The 23040-nt window shown below is 71.1% G+C and carries 23 protein-coding genes; 11 read left to right on the top strand and 12 right to left on the bottom strand.

Going from position 1 to position 23040, the window contains the following annotated elements; genetic code table 11:
- Positions 1-62 precede the first annotated feature (62 nt).
- Positions 63-983, bottom strand: a complete 921-nt coding sequence (locus J2N69_RS23570; protein WP_330166827.1) for a hypothetical protein — start codon at positions 981-983, stop codon at positions 63-65.
- A gap of 240 nt (positions 984-1223) precedes the next feature.
- Between J2N69_RS23570 and J2N69_RS23560 the strand changes: the two genes are divergently transcribed.
- The gene (locus J2N69_RS23560; protein WP_330166826.1) at positions 1224-2261 is read left to right on the top strand and encodes a chitinase; all 1038 of its coding nucleotides are present in this window, start codon (positions 1224-1226) and stop codon (positions 2259-2261) included.
- A 65-nt stretch (positions 2262-2326) separates the two neighbouring features.
- Here J2N69_RS23560 and J2N69_RS23555 read toward each other — a convergent pair whose 3' ends face one another.
- The gene (locus tag J2N69_RS23555) at positions 2327-3658 is read right to left on the bottom strand and encodes an Nramp family divalent metal transporter (protein WP_230902512.1); all 1332 of its coding nucleotides are present in this window, start codon (positions 3656-3658) and stop codon (positions 2327-2329) included.
- Positions 3659-3868: 210 nt separating this feature from the next.
- Between J2N69_RS23555 and J2N69_RS23550 the strand changes: the two genes are divergently transcribed.
- Positions 3869-5215 carry a M14 family metallopeptidase gene (locus J2N69_RS23550; protein WP_230902511.1) on the top strand — a complete coding sequence of 449 codons (1347 nt, stop codon included), beginning with the start codon at positions 3869-3871 and terminating at the stop codon, positions 5213-5215.
- Positions 5216-5307: 92 nt separating this feature from the next.
- Here the strand turns inward: J2N69_RS23550 and J2N69_RS23545 are convergent, their stop codons facing one another.
- Complete coding sequence (locus J2N69_RS23545) at positions 5308-5793, bottom strand: ATP-binding protein (RefSeq protein WP_408056779.1); 486 nt, start codon at positions 5791-5793, stop codon at positions 5308-5310.
- 263 nt (positions 5794-6056) lie between these two features.
- On the opposite strand from J2N69_RS23545, the gene J2N69_RS23540 reads away from it, so the two are divergent.
- The gene (locus tag J2N69_RS23540; protein WP_230902509.1) at positions 6057-6908 is read left to right on the top strand and encodes a helix-turn-helix domain-containing protein; all 852 of its coding nucleotides are present in this window, start codon (positions 6057-6059) and stop codon (positions 6906-6908) included.
- 10 nt (positions 6909-6918) lie between these two features.
- The gene (locus J2N69_RS23535) at positions 6919-7110 is read left to right on the top strand and encodes a hypothetical protein (protein WP_230902508.1); all 192 of its coding nucleotides are present in this window, start codon (positions 6919-6921) and stop codon (positions 7108-7110) included.
- Positions 7111-7164: 54 nt separating this feature from the next.
- Here J2N69_RS23535 and J2N69_RS23530 read toward each other — a convergent pair whose 3' ends face one another.
- The 4 genes from J2N69_RS23530 to J2N69_RS23515 form a co-directional block, all read right to left on the bottom strand.
- Positions 7165-8661 (bottom strand): GntP family permease, encoded by a 1497-nt coding sequence (locus tag J2N69_RS23530; RefSeq protein ID WP_230902507.1) that lies wholly within the window; start codon positions 8659-8661, stop codon positions 7165-7167.
- Between the two features lie 142 nt (positions 8662-8803).
- On the bottom strand, positions 8804-9268 hold the full coding sequence (locus tag J2N69_RS23525; RefSeq protein WP_230902506.1) for a RidA family protein: 465 nt from the start codon (positions 9266-9268) through the stop codon (positions 8804-8806).
- Positions 9269-9279: 11 nt separating this feature from the next.
- Positions 9280-10047, bottom strand: coding sequence for an IclR family transcriptional regulator (locus J2N69_RS23520; protein WP_127913093.1), 768 nt, complete (start codon positions 10045-10047; stop codon positions 9280-9282).
- Positions 10044-11051, bottom strand: coding sequence for a sugar kinase (locus J2N69_RS23515; protein ID WP_230904839.1), 1008 nt, complete (start codon positions 11049-11051; stop codon positions 10044-10046). Before J2N69_RS23515 ends, J2N69_RS23520 begins: the two co-directional genes overlap by 4 nt.
- A gap of 220 nt (positions 11052-11271) precedes the next feature.
- Between J2N69_RS23515 and J2N69_RS23510 the strand changes: the two genes are divergently transcribed.
- Both J2N69_RS23510 and J2N69_RS23505 read left to right on the top strand, forming a co-directional pair.
- Entirely contained in the window at positions 11272-12627 is a 1356-nt protein-coding gene (locus J2N69_RS23510) for an amino acid deaminase (RefSeq protein ID WP_230902505.1), read from the top strand.
- A gap of 675 nt (positions 12628-13302) precedes the next feature.
- The gene (locus J2N69_RS23505; RefSeq protein ID WP_230902504.1) at positions 13303-14928 is read left to right on the top strand and encodes an N-acyl-D-amino-acid deacylase family protein; all 1626 of its coding nucleotides are present in this window, start codon (positions 13303-13305) and stop codon (positions 14926-14928) included.
- Positions 14929-14943: 15 nt separating this feature from the next.
- Here J2N69_RS23505 and J2N69_RS23500 read toward each other — a convergent pair whose 3' ends face one another.
- The 4 genes from J2N69_RS23500 to J2N69_RS23485 form a co-directional block, all read right to left on the bottom strand.
- Positions 14944-15243, bottom strand: a complete 300-nt coding sequence (locus tag J2N69_RS23500) for an SCO5918 family protein (RefSeq protein ID WP_230902503.1) — start codon at positions 15241-15243, stop codon at positions 14944-14946.
- Between the two features lie 359 nt (positions 15244-15602).
- Entirely contained in the window at positions 15603-17111 is a 1509-nt protein-coding gene (locus J2N69_RS23495; RefSeq protein ID WP_230902502.1) for a DEAD/DEAH box helicase, read from the bottom strand.
- Positions 17112-17419: 308 nt separating this feature from the next.
- Positions 17420-17623 carry a cold-shock protein gene (locus J2N69_RS23490; protein WP_030788646.1) on the bottom strand — a complete coding sequence of 68 codons (204 nt, stop codon included), beginning with the start codon at positions 17621-17623 and terminating at the stop codon, positions 17420-17422.
- Positions 17624-17917: 294 nt separating this feature from the next.
- Entirely contained in the window at positions 17918-18259 is a 342-nt protein-coding gene (locus J2N69_RS23485) for a MerR family transcriptional regulator (RefSeq protein WP_127910906.1), read from the bottom strand.
- 389 nt (positions 18260-18648) lie between these two features.
- Here J2N69_RS23485 and J2N69_RS23480 point away from each other — a divergent pair, with 389 nt between their 5' ends.
- From J2N69_RS23480 to J2N69_RS23470, 3 genes are all read left to right on the top strand, one after another.
- Positions 18649-19023 (top strand): hypothetical protein, encoded by a 375-nt coding sequence (locus tag J2N69_RS23480; protein WP_230902501.1) that lies wholly within the window; start codon positions 18649-18651, stop codon positions 19021-19023.
- Positions 19024-19162: 139 nt separating this feature from the next.
- Positions 19163-19585, top strand: coding sequence for an Hsp20/alpha crystallin family protein (locus J2N69_RS23475; RefSeq protein ID WP_127910904.1), 423 nt, complete (start codon positions 19163-19165; stop codon positions 19583-19585).
- A gap of 85 nt (positions 19586-19670) precedes the next feature.
- Positions 19671-20069 (top strand): DUF2267 domain-containing protein, encoded by a 399-nt coding sequence (locus J2N69_RS23470; RefSeq protein WP_230902500.1) that lies wholly within the window; start codon positions 19671-19673, stop codon positions 20067-20069.
- Between the two features lie 74 nt (positions 20070-20143).
- On the opposite strand, the gene J2N69_RS23465 is transcribed toward J2N69_RS23470, so the two are convergent.
- Positions 20144-20995 carry a trypsin-like peptidase domain-containing protein gene (locus J2N69_RS23465; protein WP_230902499.1) on the bottom strand — a complete coding sequence of 284 codons (852 nt, stop codon included), beginning with the start codon at positions 20993-20995 and terminating at the stop codon, positions 20144-20146.
- 158 nt (positions 20996-21153) lie between these two features.
- Here J2N69_RS23465 and J2N69_RS23460 point away from each other — a divergent pair, with 158 nt between their 5' ends.
- Together J2N69_RS23460 and J2N69_RS23455 are read left to right on the top strand one after the other, a co-directional pair.
- Positions 21154-22365 (top strand): pyridoxal phosphate-dependent aminotransferase, encoded by a 1212-nt coding sequence (locus J2N69_RS23460; protein WP_127910901.1) that lies wholly within the window; start codon positions 21154-21156, stop codon positions 22363-22365.
- Positions 22366-22452: 87 nt separating this feature from the next.
- The gene (locus J2N69_RS23455) at positions 22453-22893 is read left to right on the top strand and encodes an SCO4983 family protein (RefSeq protein WP_230902498.1); all 441 of its coding nucleotides are present in this window, start codon (positions 22453-22455) and stop codon (positions 22891-22893) included.
- Positions 22894-23040 lie beyond the last annotated feature (147 nt).

Raw genomic sequence — 23040 nt, 5'->3', positions numbered from 1 at the left:
CTACGGACAGTGAGCGAAGTGGCGCATGATCGGTCGTCGGTCGCGGGCGGCGGGGGTGCGGGCTAGGTCATGCCTCGGGGCAGGGCGGTCGCGCCGCGCCGGTCGAGGGCGTGGGCGGGCGGTTCGGGGCGGTCCTCGGGCGGCGGCAGCGGCGCCGCGCAGAACGCGCAGCGGTCGCCGATGAGTTCGAGTCCGCACCAGCGGCAGTCGTCGCGGCGGACGGAGGACACCAGCTGGTAGAGGACGGAGATGTCGGGGATGGCGGCGGCGAACTCGACGATCCTGCCGGTCGCCCACCAGCGCGCCGACTCGGCGGGCAGCCGTGCCTCGGCGACGCCCTGGACGTGCCAGGCGGGGGCAAGGGTCCCGGTGACCCAGCCGGGTGCCAGCCGGCCGGGCGCGTACAGCATCTTCGTACCGAATCCCGGGCCGGGCAGGTGCGCCTCGCCGCCGCCCGTGACCTTCGCCAGCTCGGGCCGGGGCGTGGCAAGGACCGCGAACTGGGCGCCCGGCAGCCAGGACTTGGCGTGCGACTGGAGGGTGACGGGGACGCGGTCGAGGCGGGCGACGGAGCCGAGCAGGGCGCCCGCGTAGATGTAGTGGGAGAGGAGCCGGGCGGCGGAGGCGAGGACGCCGGGGCTGAAGTCGCAGACCGACAACTGCCGTAACTGGAGGGCGAGTACGGCGAGCCCGAGCGGCGGCAGGTCGGAGCGGACCACGGCGACGCGGTCGCTCTCCAGGACCGAGCGGACGGCGTGCAGCCGGTGGGCGACGGCCGCGGGGGCCGAGGCGGGGCACAGGACGATCACGTAACCGTGGTGCTCGATGAGGGTGTCCATCTCGGTGAGCGCCTGGTCCAGTGAGTACGTCCGCGGGGACCGCACGGCGGACTGGAGGACGGCGGCCGAGGGGGTGTGCCGGTCGGGCGAGGGCAGCACGAGATCGGGTCCGGTGACGGCTATGGCGGTCGGCAACGCGTACACCCCCGGTCCTCGTGCACTCCTGCCTCAGCACCATATCCACGTCATGGGTGCCTCAACACCCAACTTCCTTGTGTTCATGCGGAGGTGGGTAATCCGGTGGGCGACCGCCCCCCGGCAGCGGCTCACGCGTCGCGCGGTGTTTGAGGCCTTGACAACTCGATTGGTCTGGACCAGCTTGTAGGACCAGCACGCGGCGGTGGCCACCGTTCCGAAGCACCTCTCCCCCCACCGGAGGCAGCAGTGGACCGCACATCCCGCAGGACAAGGAGGGGCGCCGTCACCGGCGCGCTCACCGCACTCGCCCTCGCCGTCACGGGCCTGCTCACCTGCGGCGCCACGACCGCCGAGGCCGGGGCCGCCGAAGCCGGGGCCGTCGAAGCCGGGACGCGCGCCGTGCCCAGGCACGCGGTGACCGGCTACTGGCAGAACTTCAACAACGGTGCCCGGGTGCAGAAGCTGGGCGCCGTGCAGAACGAGTACGACATCATCGCCGTGGCCTTCGCCGACGCCACCGCGACGCCGGGCAAGATCACCTTCACCCTCGACTCGGCGGGGCTCGGCGGCTACACCGTCGAGCAGTTCAAGGCCGACATCAAGGCCAAGCAGGCGGCCGGGAAGTCCGTGATCATCTCGGTCGGCGGCGAGAAGGGCGCCGTGACGGTCAACGACGCGGCGTCGGCGGTCGCCTTCGCGGACTCGGTGTACGCGCTCATGCGGGAGTACGGCTTCGACGGCGTCGACATCGACCTGGAGAACGGCCTCAACGCGACGTACATGACGCGGGCGCTCAAGTCCCTCGCCGCCAAGGCCGGGCCGGGCCTGGTGCTGACGATGGCGCCGCAGACCATCGACATGCAGTCACCGTCGAACGCGTACTTCAAGACCGCGCTGGCCGTGAAGGACATCCTCACGGTGGTCAACATGCAGTACTACAACAGCGGTTCGATGCTGGGCTGCGACGGCAAGGTCTACAGCCAGGGCACCGTCGACTTCCTCACCGCCCTGGCCTGCGTCCAGCTGGAGAACGGCCTCGCGCCCTCCCAGGTCGGCATCGGCGTCCCCGCCTCGCCCCGCGCGGCCGGCGGCGGCCACGTCGCCCCGGACGTCGTGAACCGGGCCCTGGACTGCCTGGCGAAGGGCACGGGCTGCGGCACCTTCAAGCCGTCCAGGACGTACCCGGACATCCGGGGCGCGATGACGTGGTCCACGAACTGGGACGCCACGGCGGGCAGCGCCTGGTCCAGGTCGGTGGGCGCACACGTCCACGGCCTGCCGTAGGCGCCGCGCAGGCCATGGCAGATATCCGCAGCGCCGCCGCTCCCCCGGCGGCGCTGCCTTCCCGGTCAGAAGAAGCTGCCCCAGTCCTGGTCCGAGATCTGCTTGACGCACAGCACCAGGAACAGCAGGCCCGCGACCGTCAGCATGCCGTTGCTGAGCCAGCCGTTGCGCCACTCCCGGGGTGTGCGCGAGGAGTTGAGCAGCCAGACCAGGGTGAGCGCGAGGAAGGGCATGAAGGCCGCGCCGAGGACGCCGTAGATGATGATGAGGCGGAACGGCTGCCCCTGGAAGAGCAGGATCATCGGCGGGAACGTCAGCCACAGCAGGTACGCGCGGAACGGCACCGACTTCTCGCGGGCGCCGGAGGCCACCTCCTCGCCGCTCAGCGCGGTGGTGTCGGCGCCCGCCCGCTCCTTGCGGTAGCGCTCGACGAAGTCCGCGAACATCAGGCTCACGCCGTGCCACACGCCGATCAGCGAGGTGAACGACGTGGCGAAGAAGCCGACGAGGAAGAGCTTGGCGGTGGCGTCGCCGTACTCCTTCTCCAGGATGCCGGAGAGCTGGACGAGGCCCTTGTCGCCGCTGGCGATGGCGACGTTCGCGGAGTGCAGCAGTTCCGCGCCGACGAAGAGCATGGCGACGACGAAGACGCCCGTGGTGATGTACGCGACGCGGTTGTCGAGCCGCATCACCTTCATCCAGCCGGTGTTGGTCCACCCCTTGGCGTTGACCCAGTACCCGTACGCGGCGAGGGTGATGGTGCCGCCGACGCCGCCGATCAGGCCGAGCGTGTTGAGGATGGAGTCCTTCTCGTCGGACAGGACGGGCAGCAGTCCCGCGAAGGCGTCGCCGAGGTGCGGGGTGACGCGGATCGCGAGGTAGACGGTGACGACGAACATGATGCCGACGAGCACCGTCATGACCTTCTCGAAGACGGCGTACTTGTTGAACCAGACGAAGACGAGGCCGACGAGGCCGGTCAGGATCGCCCACCACTTGAGTTCCATGACGTCGGGGAAGAGCGCCTGGAGGGGCAGGCCGGACGACGACATGGCGGCGGCGCCGTAGACGTACCCCCAGATCACGACGTAGACGACGAAGAACCACGTCGTCCAGCGGCCGAGGCTCGCCCAGCCGTCGAAGAGGGTGCGTCCGGTGGCCAGGTGCCAGCGCCCGGCGGCCTCGGCGAGCGAGATCTTCACGACGCAGCCGATGACGGCCGCCCACAGCAGCGTGTAGCCGAAGTTGCTGCCCGCGATGAGCGTCGCGACGAGGTCGCCCGCGCCGACGCCGGTCGCGGCGACGACGATGCCGGGGCCGATGTACTTCCAGCTCGACTTGCGCGGCTGGGAAGCCGGCGCGTCGGCGGTGGTGCCACTGCCTGTGGTTTCAGCCATGCCGATCAAGAAAGCGCATCGCGGCCTTCGGCACAAGGGGGTTGGCCGAAGACGGCCGTTGACGGGAGCATGCCACGCACCGACGATGAGGCGGCGTACCGGGCACCAAGAACCCCGCGTCCCGCGCCCCGGGGGGCACACCCCCGCACCCCGCATCCCGCACCCCCCACGCGTCGCACTGAACCACCCCCCCACCCCTGAGGAGACTTCATGCGACTCCGCATACGCGGCAGGAGATCCGCCGCCCTCGCGGCCCTGCTCGCCCTCGCCGTGGCGGCACCGCTCACGGCCAACGCCTCACCCTCCTCGGCCGCCCCGGACTCCCGCGGCGCCGCCGTGACGGACGACAGCGACACGACACGGCAGTACGAGATCCCCCTGACCGACGACCGCGCCGCGCGCACCGCGCTCGCGCGCACCGGCGTCACCATCGACGAGGCCCACGCCCGGGCGGTGGTCGTCTCCGCCGACGGCCGGGAGGCCGCCCGGCTCAGAGCGGCGGGCTATGAGCTGAAGGCCCTGGCCGGCCCCCCGAAGCGTACGAACGGGCAGGCGGTGGAGCCGAGGGACTTCCCGCCCGCCGACGCGAAGTACCACAACTACGCCGAGATGACGGCCGAGATCGACCAGCGCATCGCGGCCCACCCGAACCTGATGAGCAAGCGGGTGATCGGCAGGTCCTACGCGGGCCGGGACATCGTCGCCGTCAAGATCAGCGACAACGTCGCCGCCGACGAGGCCGAGCCGGAGATCCTCTTCACCCACCACCAGCACGCCCGCGAGCACCTGACGGTGGAGATGGCGCTGTACCTGCTGCGCGAGCTGGGCGAGGACTACGCCACGGACGCCCGGATCAAGAAGATGGTCGACTCGCGCGAGATCTGGATCGTGCCGGACATGAACCCGGACGGCGGCGAGTACGACATCGCGACCGGTTCCTACCGCAGCTGGCGCAAGAACCGCCAGCCCAACAGCGGCTCGACGAGCGTCGGCACGGACCTGAACCGCAACTGGGCCTACAAGTGGGGCTGCTGCGGCGGCTCTTCCGGCTCCACGGGTTCGGACACCTACCGCGGCACCGCCGCCGAGTCGGCGCCCGAGGTCAAGGTCGTCGCGGACTTCGTGCGCAGCCGCGTCGTCGGCGGCAAGCAGCAGATCAAGGCCTCCGTGGACTTCCACACGTACAGCGAGCTGGTCCTGTGGCCGTACGGCTACACGTACGCGGACACGGGCCCCGGCCTCACCCAGGACGACCGCGACGCCCACGCCGCCGTCGGGCGGAAGATGGCCGCGAGCAACGGCTACACGCCCGAGCAGTCCAGTGACCTCTACATCACGGACGGCTCGATCGGCGACTGGCTGTGGGGCGCCCAGAAGATCTTCAGCTACACCTTCGAGATGTACCCGTCGTCCGCGGGCGGCGGCGGCTTCTACCCGCCCGACGAGGTGATCGAGCGCGAGACGTCGCGCAACCGTGACGCGGTGCTGCAGCTGATGGAGAACGCGGACTGCATGTACCGCTCCATCGGCAAGGAGCAGCAGTACTGCACGAGTTGACGTCCCTTTCCGGCCGAACCGCGGCCCCGGGTTCCCTTGGAGGGGGCCCGGGGCCGCGGTGCGGGGTGCGTAGTACGGAGTACGCGGTGCGGTCAGCGGTGCCCGTATGCCGCTCCCCCGCCGTACGGCACCGTCGCCCACATGCGGGTGCCCCCGCCCGGCTCCCGCGCCTCCCCGAAGCCCCAGTCGCCCTCGCACGCTCGCGCCACGCACGCCAGCAGCCGTAGCGCCGTGCGGCGACGGGCGTCGCAGGCCGCGGCGAGGCGGGGGTGCGTGTGGCGGGGGTGGCTGTCGTAGGCGATGACGCGGAGGACCCCCTCGCGGAAGCGGAGGGAGAGGTACATCTCGGGGGTGGCGCTGAACGTGCAGGCGGCGCCGGTCAGTTCGCCCACGACCTGGGTCGCCGGGTCCACCAGCGCGGCCAGGCCGTGCGCGGTGAGCGCGGCGCGGGTGAGGGCACGGGCGATCGCCGGGGACGTGAGGGCGGAGGGCAGGGTCAAGCTGTAGGTGAGGGTGTCGGGGGTGGGGGCGGTGACATCGGTCCGCGCGGGGCAGGCGGTGAGATCTGGCATGGGCATGGGAACTCCCGGTGCTCGAGTGGGCGTTGACCCGGCCGTCGGTGGCTCGTCTCCCTGACGCGGAGCGCGCCCCTCCCAGGGCAGGAGGATGCGGGCAGGCTCGCGCGATGCACTGCCGACTGCCTTGAGTAGCTTGTGCGTTACTCAACGTATGGGAATGGGGTGGCAACGTGCCACCTCTTCGCGGTAATTGCCACTCTCGTGGTGGACCATCAGGACGCCTGCGGGCAGACTGGCGCCCACGTTGAAGGGAGGAAGGACACATGCCGCCGAGGGCCACACCCACGGAACGCCAGAAGCGACTGGGCGCCGAGCTGCGCAAAATGCGCCTCGCTGCAGAGAAGAGCACGGAGTACGCAGCCGGACTTCTTGGCGTCGACCGCACAAAGGTGTCCAACATCGAAGCCGGGGTCCGAACCATCACGCCGGAGCGGCTACGCACCCTCGCCTGCAACTACAACTGCCACGACGAACAGTACGTGGAGGCCCTCTGCTCCCTGGCGGGTGATCGCACGCCCGGATGGTGGGAGGCCTACCGGGGCCAGCTCCCCGCCGGATTGTTGGACATCGCGGAACTGGAGTGGCACGCCAAGGCGTTGCAAGCGGGCCTGGCAGTCCACGTGCCGGGGCTGTTGCAGACCGACGGTTACGCGCGCACTCTCTTCGCTGCCGCGCTTCCGCCGCTCGCCCCGATGGAAGTCGAGCTGCGTGTGGCCCTACGCATGCAGCGCCAGCAGGTTCTTCACCGGGAGACTCCCCTCCCGTACGCCGGATACGTCCATGAGGCAGCGCTGCGTATCGAATTCGGTGGTACGAAAATTATGCGAGCCCAGCTCGACCACCTCTGTGACCTGTCCGAGCACGACAACATTGATGTACGTGTCATCCCGTTCAAGGCGGGCGCATTCCCGGGTGCCGGGCAATCGGTAATTTACGCGGAGGGCGTCGTGCCGCAACTCGACACCGTGGAACTCGACTCCGCGCATGGCCCGGAGTTCACACATGCCCAGGCCCAGTTGGACAAGTATCGGGCTCACTTGGACTGGATGGAGGGCGCCTCACTCGCCGCCGACGAGTCGCGCGACTTCATTCGCGACATCGCACACCACTTCTAAGGACCGCCACATGCCTGACATCACCTGGGAAGACCCCTTCTGCTCTGAAGGAGCCAACTGCTTCCGCATAGGCACGGACTCCGACGGCAATGCCTACATCGCTGTCGCGGGCCAGGAGGGCCACTACCTCACGGACAGCCGCGAAGCCCTCCGCACCCTCATCCACGACATCAAGGCCGGCAAAGCCGACCACCTCCTCTAGCGCCCGGCGCGCGGCAACGGGGCGCCCGGCCGTGCCGCCGGGCGCCGCTCCGCGTCACACGAACAAGCTCACCGCCGCCGCCACCGCGAAGCCCGCCACCGACAGGACCGATTCCAGGACCGTCCACGTCTTGAGCGTGTCCCGTTCGCTGATGCCGAAGTACTTCGCCACCATCCAGAACCCGCCGTCGTTGACGTGCGAGGCGAAGATGGAGCCCGCCGAGATGGCCATGATGACCAGGGCCACGAAGGCCTGGGAGTAGTCGCCCTCGGCGAGGAGCGGGGCGACGATGCCCGCCGTGGTGACGATCGCGACCGTCGCCGAGCCCTGGGCGACGCGCAGCACCAGGGAGAGCAGGTAGGCGAGGACGATGATCGGCAGGCCCACGTCCTGGAAGGTGTCCGAGAGGGCCGCGGCCACGCCGCTCGCCTTCAGGACCGCGCCGAAGACGCCGCCCGCGCCGACGACCAGCAGGATGTTGCCGACCGGCTTGAGGGACGAGGTCGACACGCGTTCGAGGGACTTGCGGGACCAGCCGCGCCGGAGGCCCAGCAGGTAGTACGCCATCAGGAGCGCGATCGTCAGGGCGACGAAGGGGCTGCCGAAGAACTCGATGACCGAGCGCAGGGTCGAGGGGTCGAAGGCGATCGAGGAGAAGGTGGCGAGGAGGATCAGGAACAGGGGCGTGCCGATGATCGTGAAGACGACGCTCAGCGGCACCGGCTTCTCCTGCGGCGTGACCCCCGCCTCCCGCTGCTCGGCGACGACCGCCGCCTTCGCCTCCTCGGCGGCCTCGACCATGTCCTGCGGTACGGGTACGAAGATGCGTTTGCCGATCCACGCGGAGTACCCCCAGGCGGCGAGCACCGCCGGGATGCCGCAGACGACGCCCATCAGGATGACCCAGCCGAGGTCGACCTCGAGCAGTCCGGCCGCCGCCACCGGGCCCGGGTGCGGGGGCAGGAACGCGTGGGTCATCGACAGCCCCGCGAGGAGCGGCAGGCAGTACAGCAGGATCGATTTGCCGCTGCGCTTGGCGGCGGCGTACACGATCGGCGCGAGGACGAAGATGCCGACGTCGAAGAAGACCGGGACGCCGAAGATCAGGCCGGTGAGGCCCATCGCGAGCGGGGCGCGCCGCTCGCCGAAGAGGCCCAGCAGGCGCGATGCCAGTACCTCCGCCCCTCCCGAGACCTCCAGGATCGCGCCGAGCATCGTGCCGAGGCCGATGATGATCGCCACGTGGCCGAGGATGCCGCCCATGCCCGACTCGATGACGGAGACGGCGTCGGACCTCTGGACCGTGCCGAAGAGTTCGGTGACGGAGAGGCCGGCCGCGAGGCCGACGGCTATGGAGACCGCGAGCAGCGCCACGAAGGGCTGGAGCCGGACCTTGATGATCAGGAAGAGCAGCAGGACGATGCCGAGCGCGGCGACGGTCAGCAGGCCCGCCGTGCCGTCGATCAGGGCGAGGAGGCCACCGGTATGCGGTGGCGGCTCGGCGGCGGGGGCGGCCGCGAGCACGGCGGTGGCCATGGAGGACGGGGACATCGTTGACCTCGTAAGTGCATGGGGGGGTCTTGGGGCCTCCCCCAGAAGACGCGGCCGGGGCAGGGGGGATCGCGGCACGGCGCCCCGGACATGCGGGGTGCCGTGCCGTGACGACGTACGGCTTGCGGGAAGTTGATCGGTCTCAGCCGAGGACGGCGAGCGCGTCGATCTCGATGAGCAGGCCCTTGGGCAGGCCCACGTAGACGGTGGTGCGGGCGGCGGCCGGGGCCTTGAGGCCCTGCTCCTCGAAGTACTCGTTGTAGATCTGGTTCATCTCGGCGAAATGGTCCACGTCCGTGAGGTAGACGCGCATCATCATCACGTCGTCCCAGGTGGCGCCGCCCTCTTCGAGGATCGCCTTGACGTTGGCGAAGGTCTGGAGGGTCTGCTCGCGCAGGGTGGGGCCGGCCGGGGTGGGGGCCTTGCCCTCCTCGGCCGGGAGGAAGCCGACCTGCCCGGCGACCTGAAGGATGTTGCCCTTCCTGACGCCGTGGGAGAACTTCGCGGGCGGGGTGGTGTGGGTGGCCGGGGTGAGAGCGGTCTTCACGGTGTTCTCGGCGTGCTCGGCGTTCTCGGCGTTCTCGGCGTGCTCGGCGTTCTGGGTCATGGGGGTGCCCTTCAGGCTTCTTTCGGATCTTTCACGGGGGCGTGGCCGGAGTACTCCCGGCTGATGGCCTCCGCCGTACGGCGTACGAGCGGGAGCAGTGCGAGGAGTTCCTCGGCGGTGACGACGACGTTCGGCGCGGAGACCGACATGGCGGCGACGACGCGTCCGTCCGCGCCGCGGATGGGGGCCCCGACGCAGTTGATGGACTCCTCGTGGCCACCGAGGTCGGTGGCCCAGCCCTGTTCGCGCACCTTGTCCAGCTCCCGCAGGAACGCTGCGGCGTTGGGCGTCGAACGGGACGTGTAGGCCGGATAGTCGAGCTTCTCCGCGAGGGCGCGGCGCTCGGCTTCCGGGAAGTCGGCGAGGAGGAGCTTGGCGACGGCGGCGACGGTGATCGCCACCGGCTTGCCGATGCGGGAGTACATGCGCACCGGATAGCGGCTCTCGACCTTGTCGATGTAGAGGACTTCCCCGTCCTCGTGGACGGCGAGGTGGACCGTGTGGCCGCACTTCTCGTTGAGGGCGAGGAGGTGGGGGTGGGCGATCTCGCGCACGTCGAGGTTCTCCACGGCCTCCTGGGCGAGCGCGAACAGGCGTGCGCCGAGGCGGTAGCGCTGGTCGGACTGACGGAAGACCAGGCCGTGTTCGTGCAGGGTGCGCAGGAGCCGCAGCGCGGTGGACTTGTGGACGCCGAGCCGGTCGGCGACCTGGCCGAGGTCGGCGGGGCCCTCGGCGAGCAGCGGCAGGATCGAGAGCGCGCGGTCGACGGTCTGGCTCATGGGGTACGGACCTCCTCCTCGGCCCCGGTTGTCTCCGGGGCGTTCGCCGTCCAGCCGGGGCCGAGACGAAGTGTCTCCCAGGCGGTGTCGTCCAGGTCGGCGAGGCGGTCGGCGTGGGCGCGGGCGGGGGGACGGGCGAGGTCGCCCGGGACGGTGAGGGCGGCGGCGGCCATGAGGTGGCCGTGGCGCAGCCGGTGGGCGGCGCTCAGGCCGCGCAGGGTGGCGGAGAGGAACCCGGCGGCGAAGGCGTCCCCGGCGCCGACTGGCGCGACGACGTCGACGTGCAGGGCGGGCTGGAAGACGGGGTCCTCGCCGTGGTGGAAGACGGTGGCGCCGCGGCCGCCCTGCTTGACGACGAGGGTGGCGGGTTCGGGCAGCGCGGCGCGCAGGGCGTCGGGGCCGCCCGTCACGCCCCAGGCGGCCGCGGCCTCGTCCTCGCCGACGAAGACGAGGTCGGCGCCGCGCGCGAGGTGCAGCAGGACGTCGGGGCCGGCGGCGTCCTGCCAGAGGGCGGGGCGGTGGTTGACGTCGAAGGAGATCAGGGGGCCGCGGGAGGCGCGGTCCGGGCGCCGGGCGCAGAGGTGGCGTACGAGGTCGAGGCAGTCGGCGGAGAGGGCGGGGGTGATGCCCGACAGGTGCAGGACGCGGCCCGAGCCGAGCGCGTCCTCGTCGACGGAGCCGCGCGCCATGGCGGAGGCGGCGGAGCCCGCGCGGTAGTAGACGACCTCGTGGGCGTCGGTGTCGCGGTCGTCGGCGGTGCGGAAGTAGATGCCGGTGGGGCGGTGCGGGTCGCGGCCGACGGCGGAGGTGTCGACGCCGTAGCGGGCGATCGTCTCGACGAGGTGGTCGCCGAAGCCGTCGGCGCCGACGCGGCTGACCCAGCGGGTGGTGTGCCCGGCGGCGGCGAGGGCGCACAGGACGTTCGACTCGGCGCCGCCGATGCCGCGGTCGAACGAGGACACGTCGGCGAGGCGGCCGGGGTGCGCGGGGCGGAACGTGACCATGGACTCGCCGAGGGCCACGACGTCCACTGCCGCCTGCCCGGCGGCCTCCGGGACGGCCCCTGTGGCCGCCTCCGTGGCTGTCTGTCCGGTCACGATCTCCAGCCCCTCAACCGTCTCTCCGGATCCGTTGACCCGGGGTTGGCTCGGATGTTAGACAGCTGTCAGCGACATACGCAATGACTGTTGCAGATGCTGCAACGCACCTCTGGAGGAGGCGCCCATGGCCGCCGACAACCCCGCCGCCAACCCCGCCGCCAACGCCGCAGAGCAGCCCGAGGGGGCGCTGGGCGTGCCGGACGCGCAGGCTGTGCCGGACGCGCTGGCCGCGCTCGCGGACGAGCGGATCGACCACCGCTTCAAGGGCCTCCCTCCGGACGCCGACGGCCTGACGGTCGGCCAGCTCGCGGCCCAGCGCAGGAACCTCTTCACCGGCGGCTTCACCACCCCCGTCCTCGCGCTCTCCGCCGAGCGCCTGGAGCACAACCTCGCGCTGATGGAGACGTACGCCGAGCGGCACGGCCTGGCCTTCGCGCCGCACGGCAAGACGTCGATGGCGCCGCAGCTCTTCGCCCGGCAGGTGGAGCGCGGGGCGTGGGGCATCACGCTGGCGGTGCCCCACCAGGTGCGCGTGGCACGGGCCTTCGGCACCTCGCGGATCTTCCTGGCGAACGAACTGGTCGACGCGGCGGCGCTGCGCATGGTCGCCGCCGAGCTGGACGCCGACCCGTCCTTCCGCTTCATCTGTTACGTCGACTCCGTACGCGGCGTCGAGCTGATGCACGCGGCGCTCAGCGAGGCGGGTGCGAACCGTCCCGTCGACGTCGTGCTGGAGCTGGCCGCCGGGGACGAGGCGCGGACCGGGGTGCGGACCGAGGCCGAGTGCTTCGAGATCGCCGACGCCGTCGCGGGCGCGGACACGCTGCGGCTCGTGGGCGTCGCCGGGTACGAGGGCGAGGTCCCGCAGGCCACCACGGAGAAGGTCACGGCGTGGCTGCGGCGGCTGACCGCGTTCGCCGTCGAACTCGACAAGGCGGGGCGGTTCGCGGACCTGCCGGAGGTCGTGGTCAGCGCGGGCGGCAGCGCGTGGTTCGACGCGGTGGCGTCGGTCTTCGCCGAGCTGCCCGAACTCTCCGTGCCCGTACTGAAGTTGCTGCGCTCGGGTGCGTACGTCTCCCATGACGACGGCCACTACCGGAACCTCACGCCCTTCAACCGCGTCCCGCAGGAGGGCGCGCTCGAACCGGCGTTCCGGCTCTGGGCGCAGGTGGTGTCGCGGCCGTCCGCCACGCAGGCGTTCACCAACGCGGGGAAGCGGGACGCGGCGTACGACCTGCACCTGCCCGAGGCGCAGGTCGTGCGGCGCGACGGGGTGGAGCGGCCCGCGACCGGGATCACGGTGACGGGGCTGTCCGATCAGCACGGGTGGCTGCGGACGGAGCCGGAGGCGGAGCTGGCGGTGGGGGACTGGCTGGGGATGGGGCTTTCGCATCCGTGCACGGTGTTCGACAAGTGGCAGCTGATTCCGCTGGTGGAGGCGGACGGAACGGTGACGGAGTACGTCCGTACGTTTTTCTGACCCCGGCGGACGACGGCTCCCGGCGGCCATCTCCCACCCCGCCGCTCCGCGCCGGACATCTCTCACCCACCCGCCCGAAACTCGGCGGCCACCCCCTAACCCGCCGCTCCGCGCCGGACATCTCCCACCCACCCGCCCGAAACTCGGCAGCCATCCCCTTCACCACCGCTCCGCGCCGGGCGACCGGACGCCGACAGCCGCCGACGGCGCCCGGCCGGCCTCGGGGGGCCACCCGCACCTGACCACGAAACCCGCACGGGCGGGCGGGTGGGGACCACCGGCCGAAGGCCGGGAAGAACCCGCGACCCGCACCCGCCAACAACCCTCAGCCCCCTCGGGGGCCACCTGCACCCGACTACGAAACCCGCACGGGCGGGCGGGTGGGGACCAACCGGCCGAAGGCCGGAAAAACCCACGACCCGCACCCGCCGAACAACCCCCACCCCCACGGGTGCCACCTGCACCCGACCACGAAGCCGCACGGGCGGGCGGGTGGGGACCACCGGCCGAAGGCCGGGAAGAACCCGCGACCCGCACCCGCCAACAGCCCTCCGCCCCCTCGGGGGCCACCCGCACCCGACCACGAAGCCGCACGGGCGGGCGGGTGGGGACCCCATCCGGCCGAAGGCCAGGAAGAACCCCCGGCCCACACCCCGCCCCCCAAGAGAGGCCCCCATGGACCTGGTGATCCGAGACGCCCGCGTCATCGACGGCACCGGAGGTGCCTCCTACCGCGCCGACATCGCCGTACACAACGGCCGGATCACCGAGATCCACCGCCGGCACGGGCCCGGGCACGCCCACACCCCCCGCCCCACCGCCAAGACAACCCTGGACGCCGAGGGCCTCGCCCTCGCCCCCGGCTTCATCGACATGCACGCGCACAGCGACCTCGCCCTGCTCCGCGACCCCGAGCACACCGCGAAGGCGGCCCAGGGCGTCACCCTGGAGGTCATCGGCCAGGACGGCCTGAGCTACGCCCCGGTGGACGACCGCACCCTCGCCCAGGTCCGCCAGGCCATCACCGGCTGGAACGGCGACGGCGGCGACATCGACTTCGACTGGCGCACGGTCGGCGAGTACCTGGACCGCCTGGACCGTTCGCACGGCGGCCACGGCATCGCCGTGAACGCCGCGTACCTCATCCCCCAGGGCACCGTCCGCATGTACGCGATGGGCTGGGACGACCGCCCCGCGACCCCCGCAGAGCTGGACCGCATGCGGCAGCTCGTGGCGGACGGGATGCGGGAGGGCGCCGTCGGCATGTCGTCGGGCCTCACCTACACCCCCGGCATGTACGCCGACGACTCCGAACTGACCGAGCTGTGCAGGGTCGTCGCCGCGCACGGCGGCTACTACTGCCCGCACCACCGCAGTTACGGCGCCGGCGCGCTCCAGGCGTACGAGGAGATGGTGCGCCTCACGCGTTCCGCGGACTGCCCCCTCCACCTCGCCCACGCCACGATGAACTTCGGCGTCAACAAGGGCAAGGCCCCGGACCTGCTGGCTCTCCTCGACGACGCTCTCGCGGGAGGCGCGGACATCACCCTGGACACGTATCCGTACACCCCGGGCTGCACCACGCTCGTGGCGATGCTGCCGAGTTGGGCGAGTGAAGGGGGGCCGGACGCGATCCTCGCGCGCCTGAGGGACGACGCGACCGCGGAGAAGATCCGCCACCACATGGAGGTCATCGGCGCCGACGGCTGTCACGGCGTACCCATCGAGTGGGACACCATCGAGATCTCCGGGGTGAGCGACCCGGGGCTGGTCTCGTACGTGGGCAAGACGATCGCCCGTTCCGCGGCCCAGCGCGGCGAGGAGCCGTGGGTCACCGCCCGACGCCTGCTCGTCGACGACAGGCTCGGCTCGACGATCCTCCAGCACGTGGGCCACGAGGAGAACGTCCGGGCGATCATGCGCCACCGCGTGCACACGGGCGGCAGCGACGGCATCCTGCAGGGCTTCAAGCCGCATCCGCGCGCGTACGGCACGTTCCCGCAGTATCTCGGGCGCTATGCGCGGGAGTTGGGCGTGCTGTCCCTGGAGGAGACCGTCGCCCACCTCACGTCGCGCCCCGTCGCCCGCCTCCGACTCCCCGACCGGGGACTCGTACGCGAGGGCTACCGCGCCGATCTGGTCCTGTTCGACCCGGAGACCGTCGCGGCGGGTGCCACGTTCGAGGCGCCGCGCACGCTTCCCGTCGGTATTCCGCACGTCCTGATCGACGGGCGGTTCGTGATGCGGGACGGCCGGCGCACGGACGTCCTCGCGGGACGCGCCATACGCCGGACGCCGTGACGGTCCTGCCCCGGGTCAGACGAGGGTCGTCGGCCAGGCCTGCGGTACGGCCTGCTCGGCGGCGGGCGCGGGTTCGGGCGCGGGCGCGGCGCGGCAGGTGAAGCCGAGGCCGGAGAGCGCCCGGGTCACCTCCTGCGCCGAGAAGTCGCGGCGGTCCTGGCGCGTGATGACTTCCCCGACCTGCTTGACGGGGTAGTGGCGGCGGCCGATGATCACGGACCCACCGGTGACGGGTTCGGGCTTGATGCCCTTCATGGCCTGCTCGACCTCGTTCTTGAACAGGTCGAAGGGGAAGCGGGCGATGACGCAGCGCATGGTGCCTCACAGGGAGCGGGGAGGGAGCGGGAGCGGGAAAGAACGAGAGGGAAAGACAAGAGACCGCCGACCGTAAGCGTGTCCGAGCCCAAGTCCGGGCCCGGGCCCCGCACGGCGGCCGGACGCAAGTCCGGGCCCTGCACGACGGCCGGACGCAAGTCCGGGCCCGGGCCCTGCACGACAGCCGGAAACGAGTCCAAGTCGGGGCCCGGCACGGTGACTGGAAGCTAGTCCAAGTCGGGGTCCTGCACGACGGCCGAAAGCGAGCCCGGGCCCGGGCCCTGCACAGCGGCCGGAACCGACACCGGGTCCAGGCCCGGCACAGCGCAAGGAAGCGGGCCAGGCCAGGCCCGCCCCCCTCACGCTGCCGTCCCCTGCCCCTCGCCACCCTGCGCACGCGCCGCGTACGCACGGCGGGCGCGGCCGTCACGGGGGCGTCGCGCGCGGGCGGGCGCGCCGCGGCGGGAGCTTTCCTTCGGCGGGGCGGCGATGGTCACCGGCACGCCGGAGGGGGCCTTGGCCCCGGTGATGCGTGTCAGCTCCGCCTCGCCGGACCGCACCTGCGCGGTCTGCGGTGTGATCCCGGCGGCGGCCATCAGGCGGCTCATGTCGCGGCGCTGCGCGGAGGTGACGAGGGTGACGACGCTGCCGGAGCCACCGGCGCGGGCGGTGCGGCCGCCGCGGTGGAGGTAGTCCTTGTGGTCGGCGGGCGGGTCGACGTTGACGACGAGGTCGAGGTCGTCGACGTGGATGCCGCGCGCCGCGACGTTCGTGGCGACGAGCGCCGTGACCTGCCCGGACTTGAACTGGGCGAGCGTACGCGTGCGTTGGGGCTGCGACTTGCCCCCGTGCAGGGCGGCGGCCCGCACCCCGCTCTGGAGCAGGTGCGTGGTGAGCTTGTCGACCGCGTGCTTGGTGTCCAGGAAGAGGATCACGCGTCCGTCGCGAGCGGCGATCTCCGTCGTGGTGGCGTACTTGTCGCCGCCATGGATGTGGAGCACGTGGTGCTCCATCGTGGTGACCGCGCCGGCCGAGGGGTCGACCGAGTGGACGACCGGGTCGCTGAGGTAGCGCCGGACGAGGAGGTCGACGTTGCGGTCCAGGGTGGCGGAGAACAGCATCCGCTGGCCGCCGGCCCGCACCTGGTCGAGAAGTTCGGTGACCTGCGGCAGGAAGCCCATGTCGGCCATCTGGTCGGCCTCGTCGAGGACGGTGACGGCGACCTGGTCGAGCCGGCAGTCGCGCCGCTCGATGAGGTCCTTGAGCCGTCCGGGTGTCGCGACGACGACCTCGGCGCCGGAACGCAGCGCACCGGCCTGCCGGCCGATCGACATGCCGCCGACGACCGTGGCCATCCGCAGCCGGACCGCCTTGGCGTACGGGGTGAGGGCGTCGGTCACCTGCTGGGCCAGCTCGCGGGTGGGGACGAGGATCAGGGCGAGGGGGCTGCGGGGCTCGGCGCGCTGCCCGGCGGTGCGGGCGAGCACGGCGAGGCCGAAGGCGAGGGTCTTGCCGGAGCCGGTGCGCCCGCGGCCGAGGACATCCCGGCCCGCGAGGGAGTTGGGCAGCGTGGCCGCCTGGATCGGGAAGGGCGCGGTGACGCCGAGGCGGGTCAGGGTCTGCACCACGCCGTCCGGCAGGCCGAGCGCGGCGAAGTCCTCGACGGGCGGCAGGGCCGGGGTGACGGTGACCGGGAGGGCGAACTCGCCCTGGAGCGCGGCGGGGCGGCGCGAGGGCCCCTTGGAGTAGGAGCGGGCGCCACCGGAGCGCGGGCCGCCGCCGGAGCGGGAGCCCTCCGCGGCGCGGAAGCCGCCGGAGGAGCGGGGGCCACCCGCGTGTCGGCCGTTCGTACGTGTTGCGCGGTTCATGGAGAACCTTCCTCGATGCGGCGCGTATCGAGGAATTCTTGGCAGCACTGAACTCAGTGCCCAGAATTGCAGGAACGGCCGGGGAAAAATGAAACAAAATTCCGGCCGCCGGAATATTCCGTGACCGGCCGGTCAAGAGAGAGGCGGACGGGCTCCGGGTGGATTCACCGGACTTCCGTCGTCGTCATGTGTCGCCACGTGTCGTCACGTGTCGGACATTCGGGGGAATTGCGTTCGCCCCCCGGAAACAGAACGAGCTGGGGCCCGCACCCAAGGTGCGGGCCCCAGCTACGAAGTGCGCGTCAGCGTCAGGCGGGAACGATGTTCTCGGCCTGCGGGCCCTTCTGGCCCTGCGTGACGTCGAAGGTCACCTTCTGGCCTTCCTGGAGCTCACGGAAGCCCTGGGTGGCGATGTTCGAGTAGTGAGCGAAGACGTCGGCGCCGCCGCCCTCCTGCTCGATGAAGCCGAAGCCCTTTTCCGCGTTGAACCACTTCACGGTGCCAGTAGCCATGTCATATCTCCTTCGGGGCAGTGCCCGTGGAATCCACACTGTGCGAACTCCGCGTCGCCGCGATGATTACCCCGTCCGGAATGACCCGGCAATACAAAGTGCCCCGCCGACACATAACGCCGACTGAGCACTTGAAGTCTCTGGGAACCACAACTGCAACTGATATCGACAGTAGCACGCCCTCGCCGACGGCGCAGGGCTTTCCTTGGCGTTCCACCGGTCGGCGGATAAACCCTCATGGCGCATCGTTCGAAATTCTGCATTTGCCGTCACAGATATCCGGTGACGGCGCCCTCAGGACGACGGCGCCCCCTCGGCCTTGGCGGCGCGCAGCTGCTCGTTGATGCGCTGGGCCTCCTCGAGCTGGTCCTCCAGGATGACGATGCGGCAGGCGGCCTCGATCGGCGTGCCCTGGTCGACGAGTTCGCGGGCGCGCGCGGCGATGCGCAGCTGGTAGCGCGAGTAGCGGCGGTGGCCGCCCTCGGAGCGCAGCGGGGTGATCAGCCGGGCCTCGCCGACGGCCCGCAGGAAGCCGGGCGTGGCGCCGATCATCTCGGCGGCGCGGCCCATGGTGTACGCGGGATAGTCGTCGTCATCGAACCGGTCGGGGCCCTGCGTGAGGGTCTCTGGAGGCATTTGCACCTTTTCTGGAACGCGTCGAGGGGCCTGGTGCCGTTCGGCACCAGGCCCCGAGGGGTTTCAACACCATCTACCGGCCCTGTGCGCCGGCTCTCTGTGTCCGCACGGCCGCCTCGCGGGGCGGGGGTGCGGGGATCGTGACTGCGTGACCGGGGACCACCTTCCAATCCGGGGTCTGCGGTACCCGGGCGATGTCATGCCTCGTCCGGGCGATCCTGATGGCGTCCACTCCCTTCCTGCACTTTCTTGCAATGTCTGCGACTACATCAAGAACTCTAACAACGGCGGTTACGCATGTCTACTCCCGTCGCGATAGATTTTCGGGAGCGGAGGAGGAGGTATCCGAGGACCCACGCAACCCCCTCCCATCGGTAGGCTGACCAGTCATGTCGAAGCCTGACGAACTGCTCGTCGACATCGCCGCCCTGGTGGAGTCCGAGCACAGCAATCAGATGTCCCTCACCGTGGTCGTGGCCGGTGCCGTCATCACCGGACGACTGGCCCCCGAAGCCCTGTGGCGACGGCGTGTCGCCGAAGTCCTCAAGGACTCCGCCCAGCTGAGTCCGTTCGCCGCCGTCTTCGAGACCGACGAGGCGCCCGACGACCCGCCGCGGGAGACCGCGCCCACCCACCTCCACTTCCACCTGGCCCGCATCCTCCAGGGCTCCCTGGGCCTGCCGGAGACGGGCGGGATGTACCGCATCGCCCTCCAGGACGTGAGCGCCTGGAGCGTGGGCGACCTCAGCTACTCCGACAACTGACCCGCGCCGGGCTCAGGACCGGTTCCGCGCCCCGGCCCGGAACCAGACCTGAGTCCGGCCTTGTCAATTTTCCTCCTCCGAGCTATATAGAAAACCGTAGGGCATCGCACCCAGTACCTGACGAAGGGAGTGACCCGTGATGCTCATGCGTACCGACCCGTTCCGTGAGGTCGACCGCCTCGCCCAGCAGGTCTTCAACAGCGCCCGTCCGGCCGGCATGCAGATGGACGCCTACCGCCAGGGCGACGAGTTCGTCGTCCACTTCGATCTGCCGGGCGTCGACCCCGAGTCGATCGACCTGGACGTGGAACGCCACGTGCTGAACGTCCGTGCCGAGCGCCGCTCCCCCGCCCCCGAGGGCGTGGAACTGATCGCGGGCGAGCGCCCCACCGGCACCTTCTCCCGCCAGCTGTTCCTGGGCGACACCCTGGACACCGAGCGGATCGAGGCCTCGTACGAAGCGGGTGTCCTGACGCTGCGGATTCCGGTGGCCGAGCAGGCCAAGCCGCGCAAGATCCAGATCAGCGGCGGCGACAGCGGGCGCCGGCAGATCAGCGGCTGACCCGGCCGGCGCGCGGGCCGCGGCGCGGGGAGCGCCGCCGGTCGACAAGAGAAGATCGACAAGAGAAGACGGAGGAAAACGCACGATGAGATGGAGCGAACTCATCGAGGCGGTCAAGGAATTCGGCCAGTACGCCACCACCGCGGAGGCGGAGCGCGTGACGCGCACCGTCCTGTCCGCCCTCGGCGGCCATGTCGTCGGGGACGAACGCGTCGAACTGGCGGCCAAGCTGCCGGTCGAGGCGGCGAGGCTGATCGCGGACCAGGTGCCCGTGGCGCGGCAGCTCACGGCCGCCGAGTTCGTCGAGAGCGTGGCGCTGTGCCTGGACGGTGCCACGCCGGCCACCGCTCGATGGGACGTCAGCTCCGTCCTCACCGCCCTGGCACAGGCGGTCGACGGACAGCTCGTGGACCGCCTGCTGGGCCTGTTGCCGCCGGGGTACGCCCTGTTGTTCGGCAGGGCCGAACTGGCGCAGGCGGCCTGAGGCGGGCCGCGCGGGTGCCGTCCCCGGATCTCGGGCCGAGGTGCGGGGACGGCACCCGCGGCGGCGTCGGCCGCTTACCGGGCGCGGGCCGGCTTCGGCAGGGTGCAGCCCGCCCGGCCGAGGTCGATCTTGTTGCCGGTGCCCACGCACGGCACGAGGGTGTAGGTCTGCTGGCCGTAGTTGATGCCTTCGCGCACGGTGACCCTGCCGCTCTCGTCGATCTCGCAGGGGTTGTTGTCCGTGCAGCGGCCGCCGCGCTCGTTGCCGGTGTTGTTGACGGCGACGACCTTGCCGGTCGCGTCGTCGATCACCGGGGCGCCCGAGGTGCCGCCGATCGTCTTGCAGGCCGAGGTGTAGCGGACCGAGTCCTTCCAGGTCCAGCTCCCCTCCTTGAGGCGGTACGCGAAGCCGTCGATGCCGCACTTGTACAGCTTCTTCCAGAACCCGGAGGCGACCGTGACCGCCCGGCCCTGCGCGGGCCGGGCCGTGTTCAGTTCCAGCGCCTTGATCCCGTACTTGGTCTCGATGTCGCGGTAGGTGGTGGTGAGTTCGTAGACCGACATGTCCGTGTCGGTCATGGTCGCGTACGCGATCTTGCTCGCCCGGAGCGTGGCGAGGCTGCCGCCGGAGGCGTTGAGGAGCGTGAAGCGGCGCGTCGAGGGCTTGTCGACGACGACCTCGCCGGGGGCGGGGAAGCCGCTCTCCAGGCAGTGGCCGTTGGACAGGACGAGGGCCGGGTCGCCGGGCTGCGAGCCGGGGACCCGTACGACGGAGCCGGAACAGTTGTCGAGCGCCACGGTCCCGGCGAGGGCGACCGCCTTGACCGAGGACCGCGCGGCCCGTTCGGCACCGGCGGCCGTCGCGGGCGCGGCCGTCGCCGCGCAGAGCAGGACGGCGAGGCCCGCGCCGACGAGAGGCTTGTTCATGTGGGGGTCCCCTCTGGATGACTGGATGACCGAAAGTCCTTCGGTTTTGTCATGCGCATTGTTGGGTCCCCCGGCGCCGGGGACAAGAGCGCGCCCCGCGCCAGGCGCTCGGGGATATTCGCCCGGCCACCGCCGCGACACCCCGTAAGCTCGCCGCCATGCAGGTCATCCAGTCGACGAAGCTCGCCAACGTCTGTTACGAGATCCGGGGCCCCGTCCTTGAGGAGGCGATGCGGCTGGAAGCGGCCGGCCACCGCATCCTCAAACTCAACACCGGCAACCCGGCCGCCTTCGGCTTCGAGTGCCCCCCGGAGATCCTGGAGGACATCCTCCGCAACGTCGGCTCCGCGCACGGCTACGGCGACGCGAAGGGCCTGCTCGCCGCCCGCCGCGCCGTGGTCATGCACAACCAGACCCTCGGCATCGAGACCGACGTCGAGCACGTCTTCATCGGCAACGGCGTCTCCGAGCTGATCGTCATGGCCATGCAGGCCCTGCTCGACGACGGCGACGAGGTCCTCGTACCGGCGCCCGACTACCCGCTGTGGACCGCGGCCGTCTCCCTGTCCGGCGGCACCGCCGTGCACTACCGCTGCGACGAGCAGGCCGACTGGATGCCGGACCTCGCCGACATCGAGCGCAAGGTGACCGACCGCACCAAGGCGATCGTCATCATCAACCCGAACAACCCGACCGGCGCGGTCTACAGCGACGAGATGCTGCGCGGCCTGACCGACATCGCGCGCCGCCACAATCTCCTTGTCTGCTCGGACGAGATCTACGACAAGATCCTCTACGACGGCGTGACGCACACCCCGACCGCCGCCATCGCGCCCGACCTGCTCACCCTCACCTTCAACGGCATGTCGAAGGCATACCGCGTGGCGGGCTACCGCGTCGGCTGGATGGCGGTCTCGGGCCCGAAGGCGCACGCGTCCTCGTACATCGAGGGGCTGACGATCCTCGCGAACATGCGGCTGTGCGCCAACATGCCGGGCCAGCACGGCGTCGTCGCCGCGCTGAGCGGACGGCAGACGATCAACGACCTGGTGCTGCCGGGCGGACGGCTCCTGGAGCAGCGCGACACCGCGTACGACCTGCTGACGCAGATCCCCGGGGTGAGCTGTGTGAAGCCGAAGGGGTCGCTGTACCTCTTCCCGCGGCTCGATCCCAAGGTCTTCAAGATCAAGGACGACCGGCAGATGGTCCTCGATCTGCTGCGCGCCGAGAAGATCATGGTGGTGCACGGTACGGGCTTCAACTGGCCGGAGCCGGACCACTTCCGGGTCGTGACGCTGCCCACGGCGACCGATCTCGCGGAGGCGGTCAGGCGGATCGGGACCTTCCTGGACGGCTACAGCCAGCCCTGACACCGACGCCCGGCGACCTCCCGGACACCGCTCAACTTTAGACGGAATCTAAGATAGGATGGTCCCCATACCGCTTGGAGGCCACCCATGTACGAACCGATCCGCACCAAGTCGGTCCACTCGATGGCCGACGCCGCGGACTTCCCGCACCGCTCCCGCGAGGAGGAGCTGGACATCCAGCTCGCCGGGCACCTCGCGGCGCTCCTCGCCGTCACCGACGAGCTGCGCGCCCTCGCCCCCGCCGCCGAGCTGGACACCGCCGCCGAGCGGCTGGCGTCCGAGGTGGCGCGGCTGCGCGGCGGCGCCCAGCCGGCGCGCTCGTCGGTCGCCACCGCGATCCGCCCCCACAGCTCGACGCGTGGGAGGTACCCCCTACCGCACCTGACCGCCCTGCACCAGCGCGCGCACGCCCTCGCGGGCCGCGCCCTGGTCGTGGCGGCCTCCCGCGCCGACACCGCGGCGGCCATCCTGGCCGCCGAGCGCATGGACGCCCACGCGGACGCCACGCGCCTGGTCGGCGCCTCCTGATCGGCCCCGGTCCGCGGCCGGTGAGGCCGCGGCCCGGGTGCCACCCGTACGGCGCCTGACCGATGATCCGCACCGTGACCCGGGCGGACGAACCGCCGTGCCGGGCCTCGTACTCACAACTCACGCCGTGAAAAGCCCTGCCCGGCT

The sequence above is a fragment of the Streptomyces huasconensis genome, from assembly GCF_021028635.1.
GTDB classification, from domain to species: Bacteria; Actinomycetota; Actinomycetes; order Streptomycetales; family Streptomycetaceae; genus Streptomyces; species Streptomyces huasconensis.
Note: the sequence above shows the minus strand (reverse complement) of the source record. Positions and strands in the feature narration are given on the sequence as shown.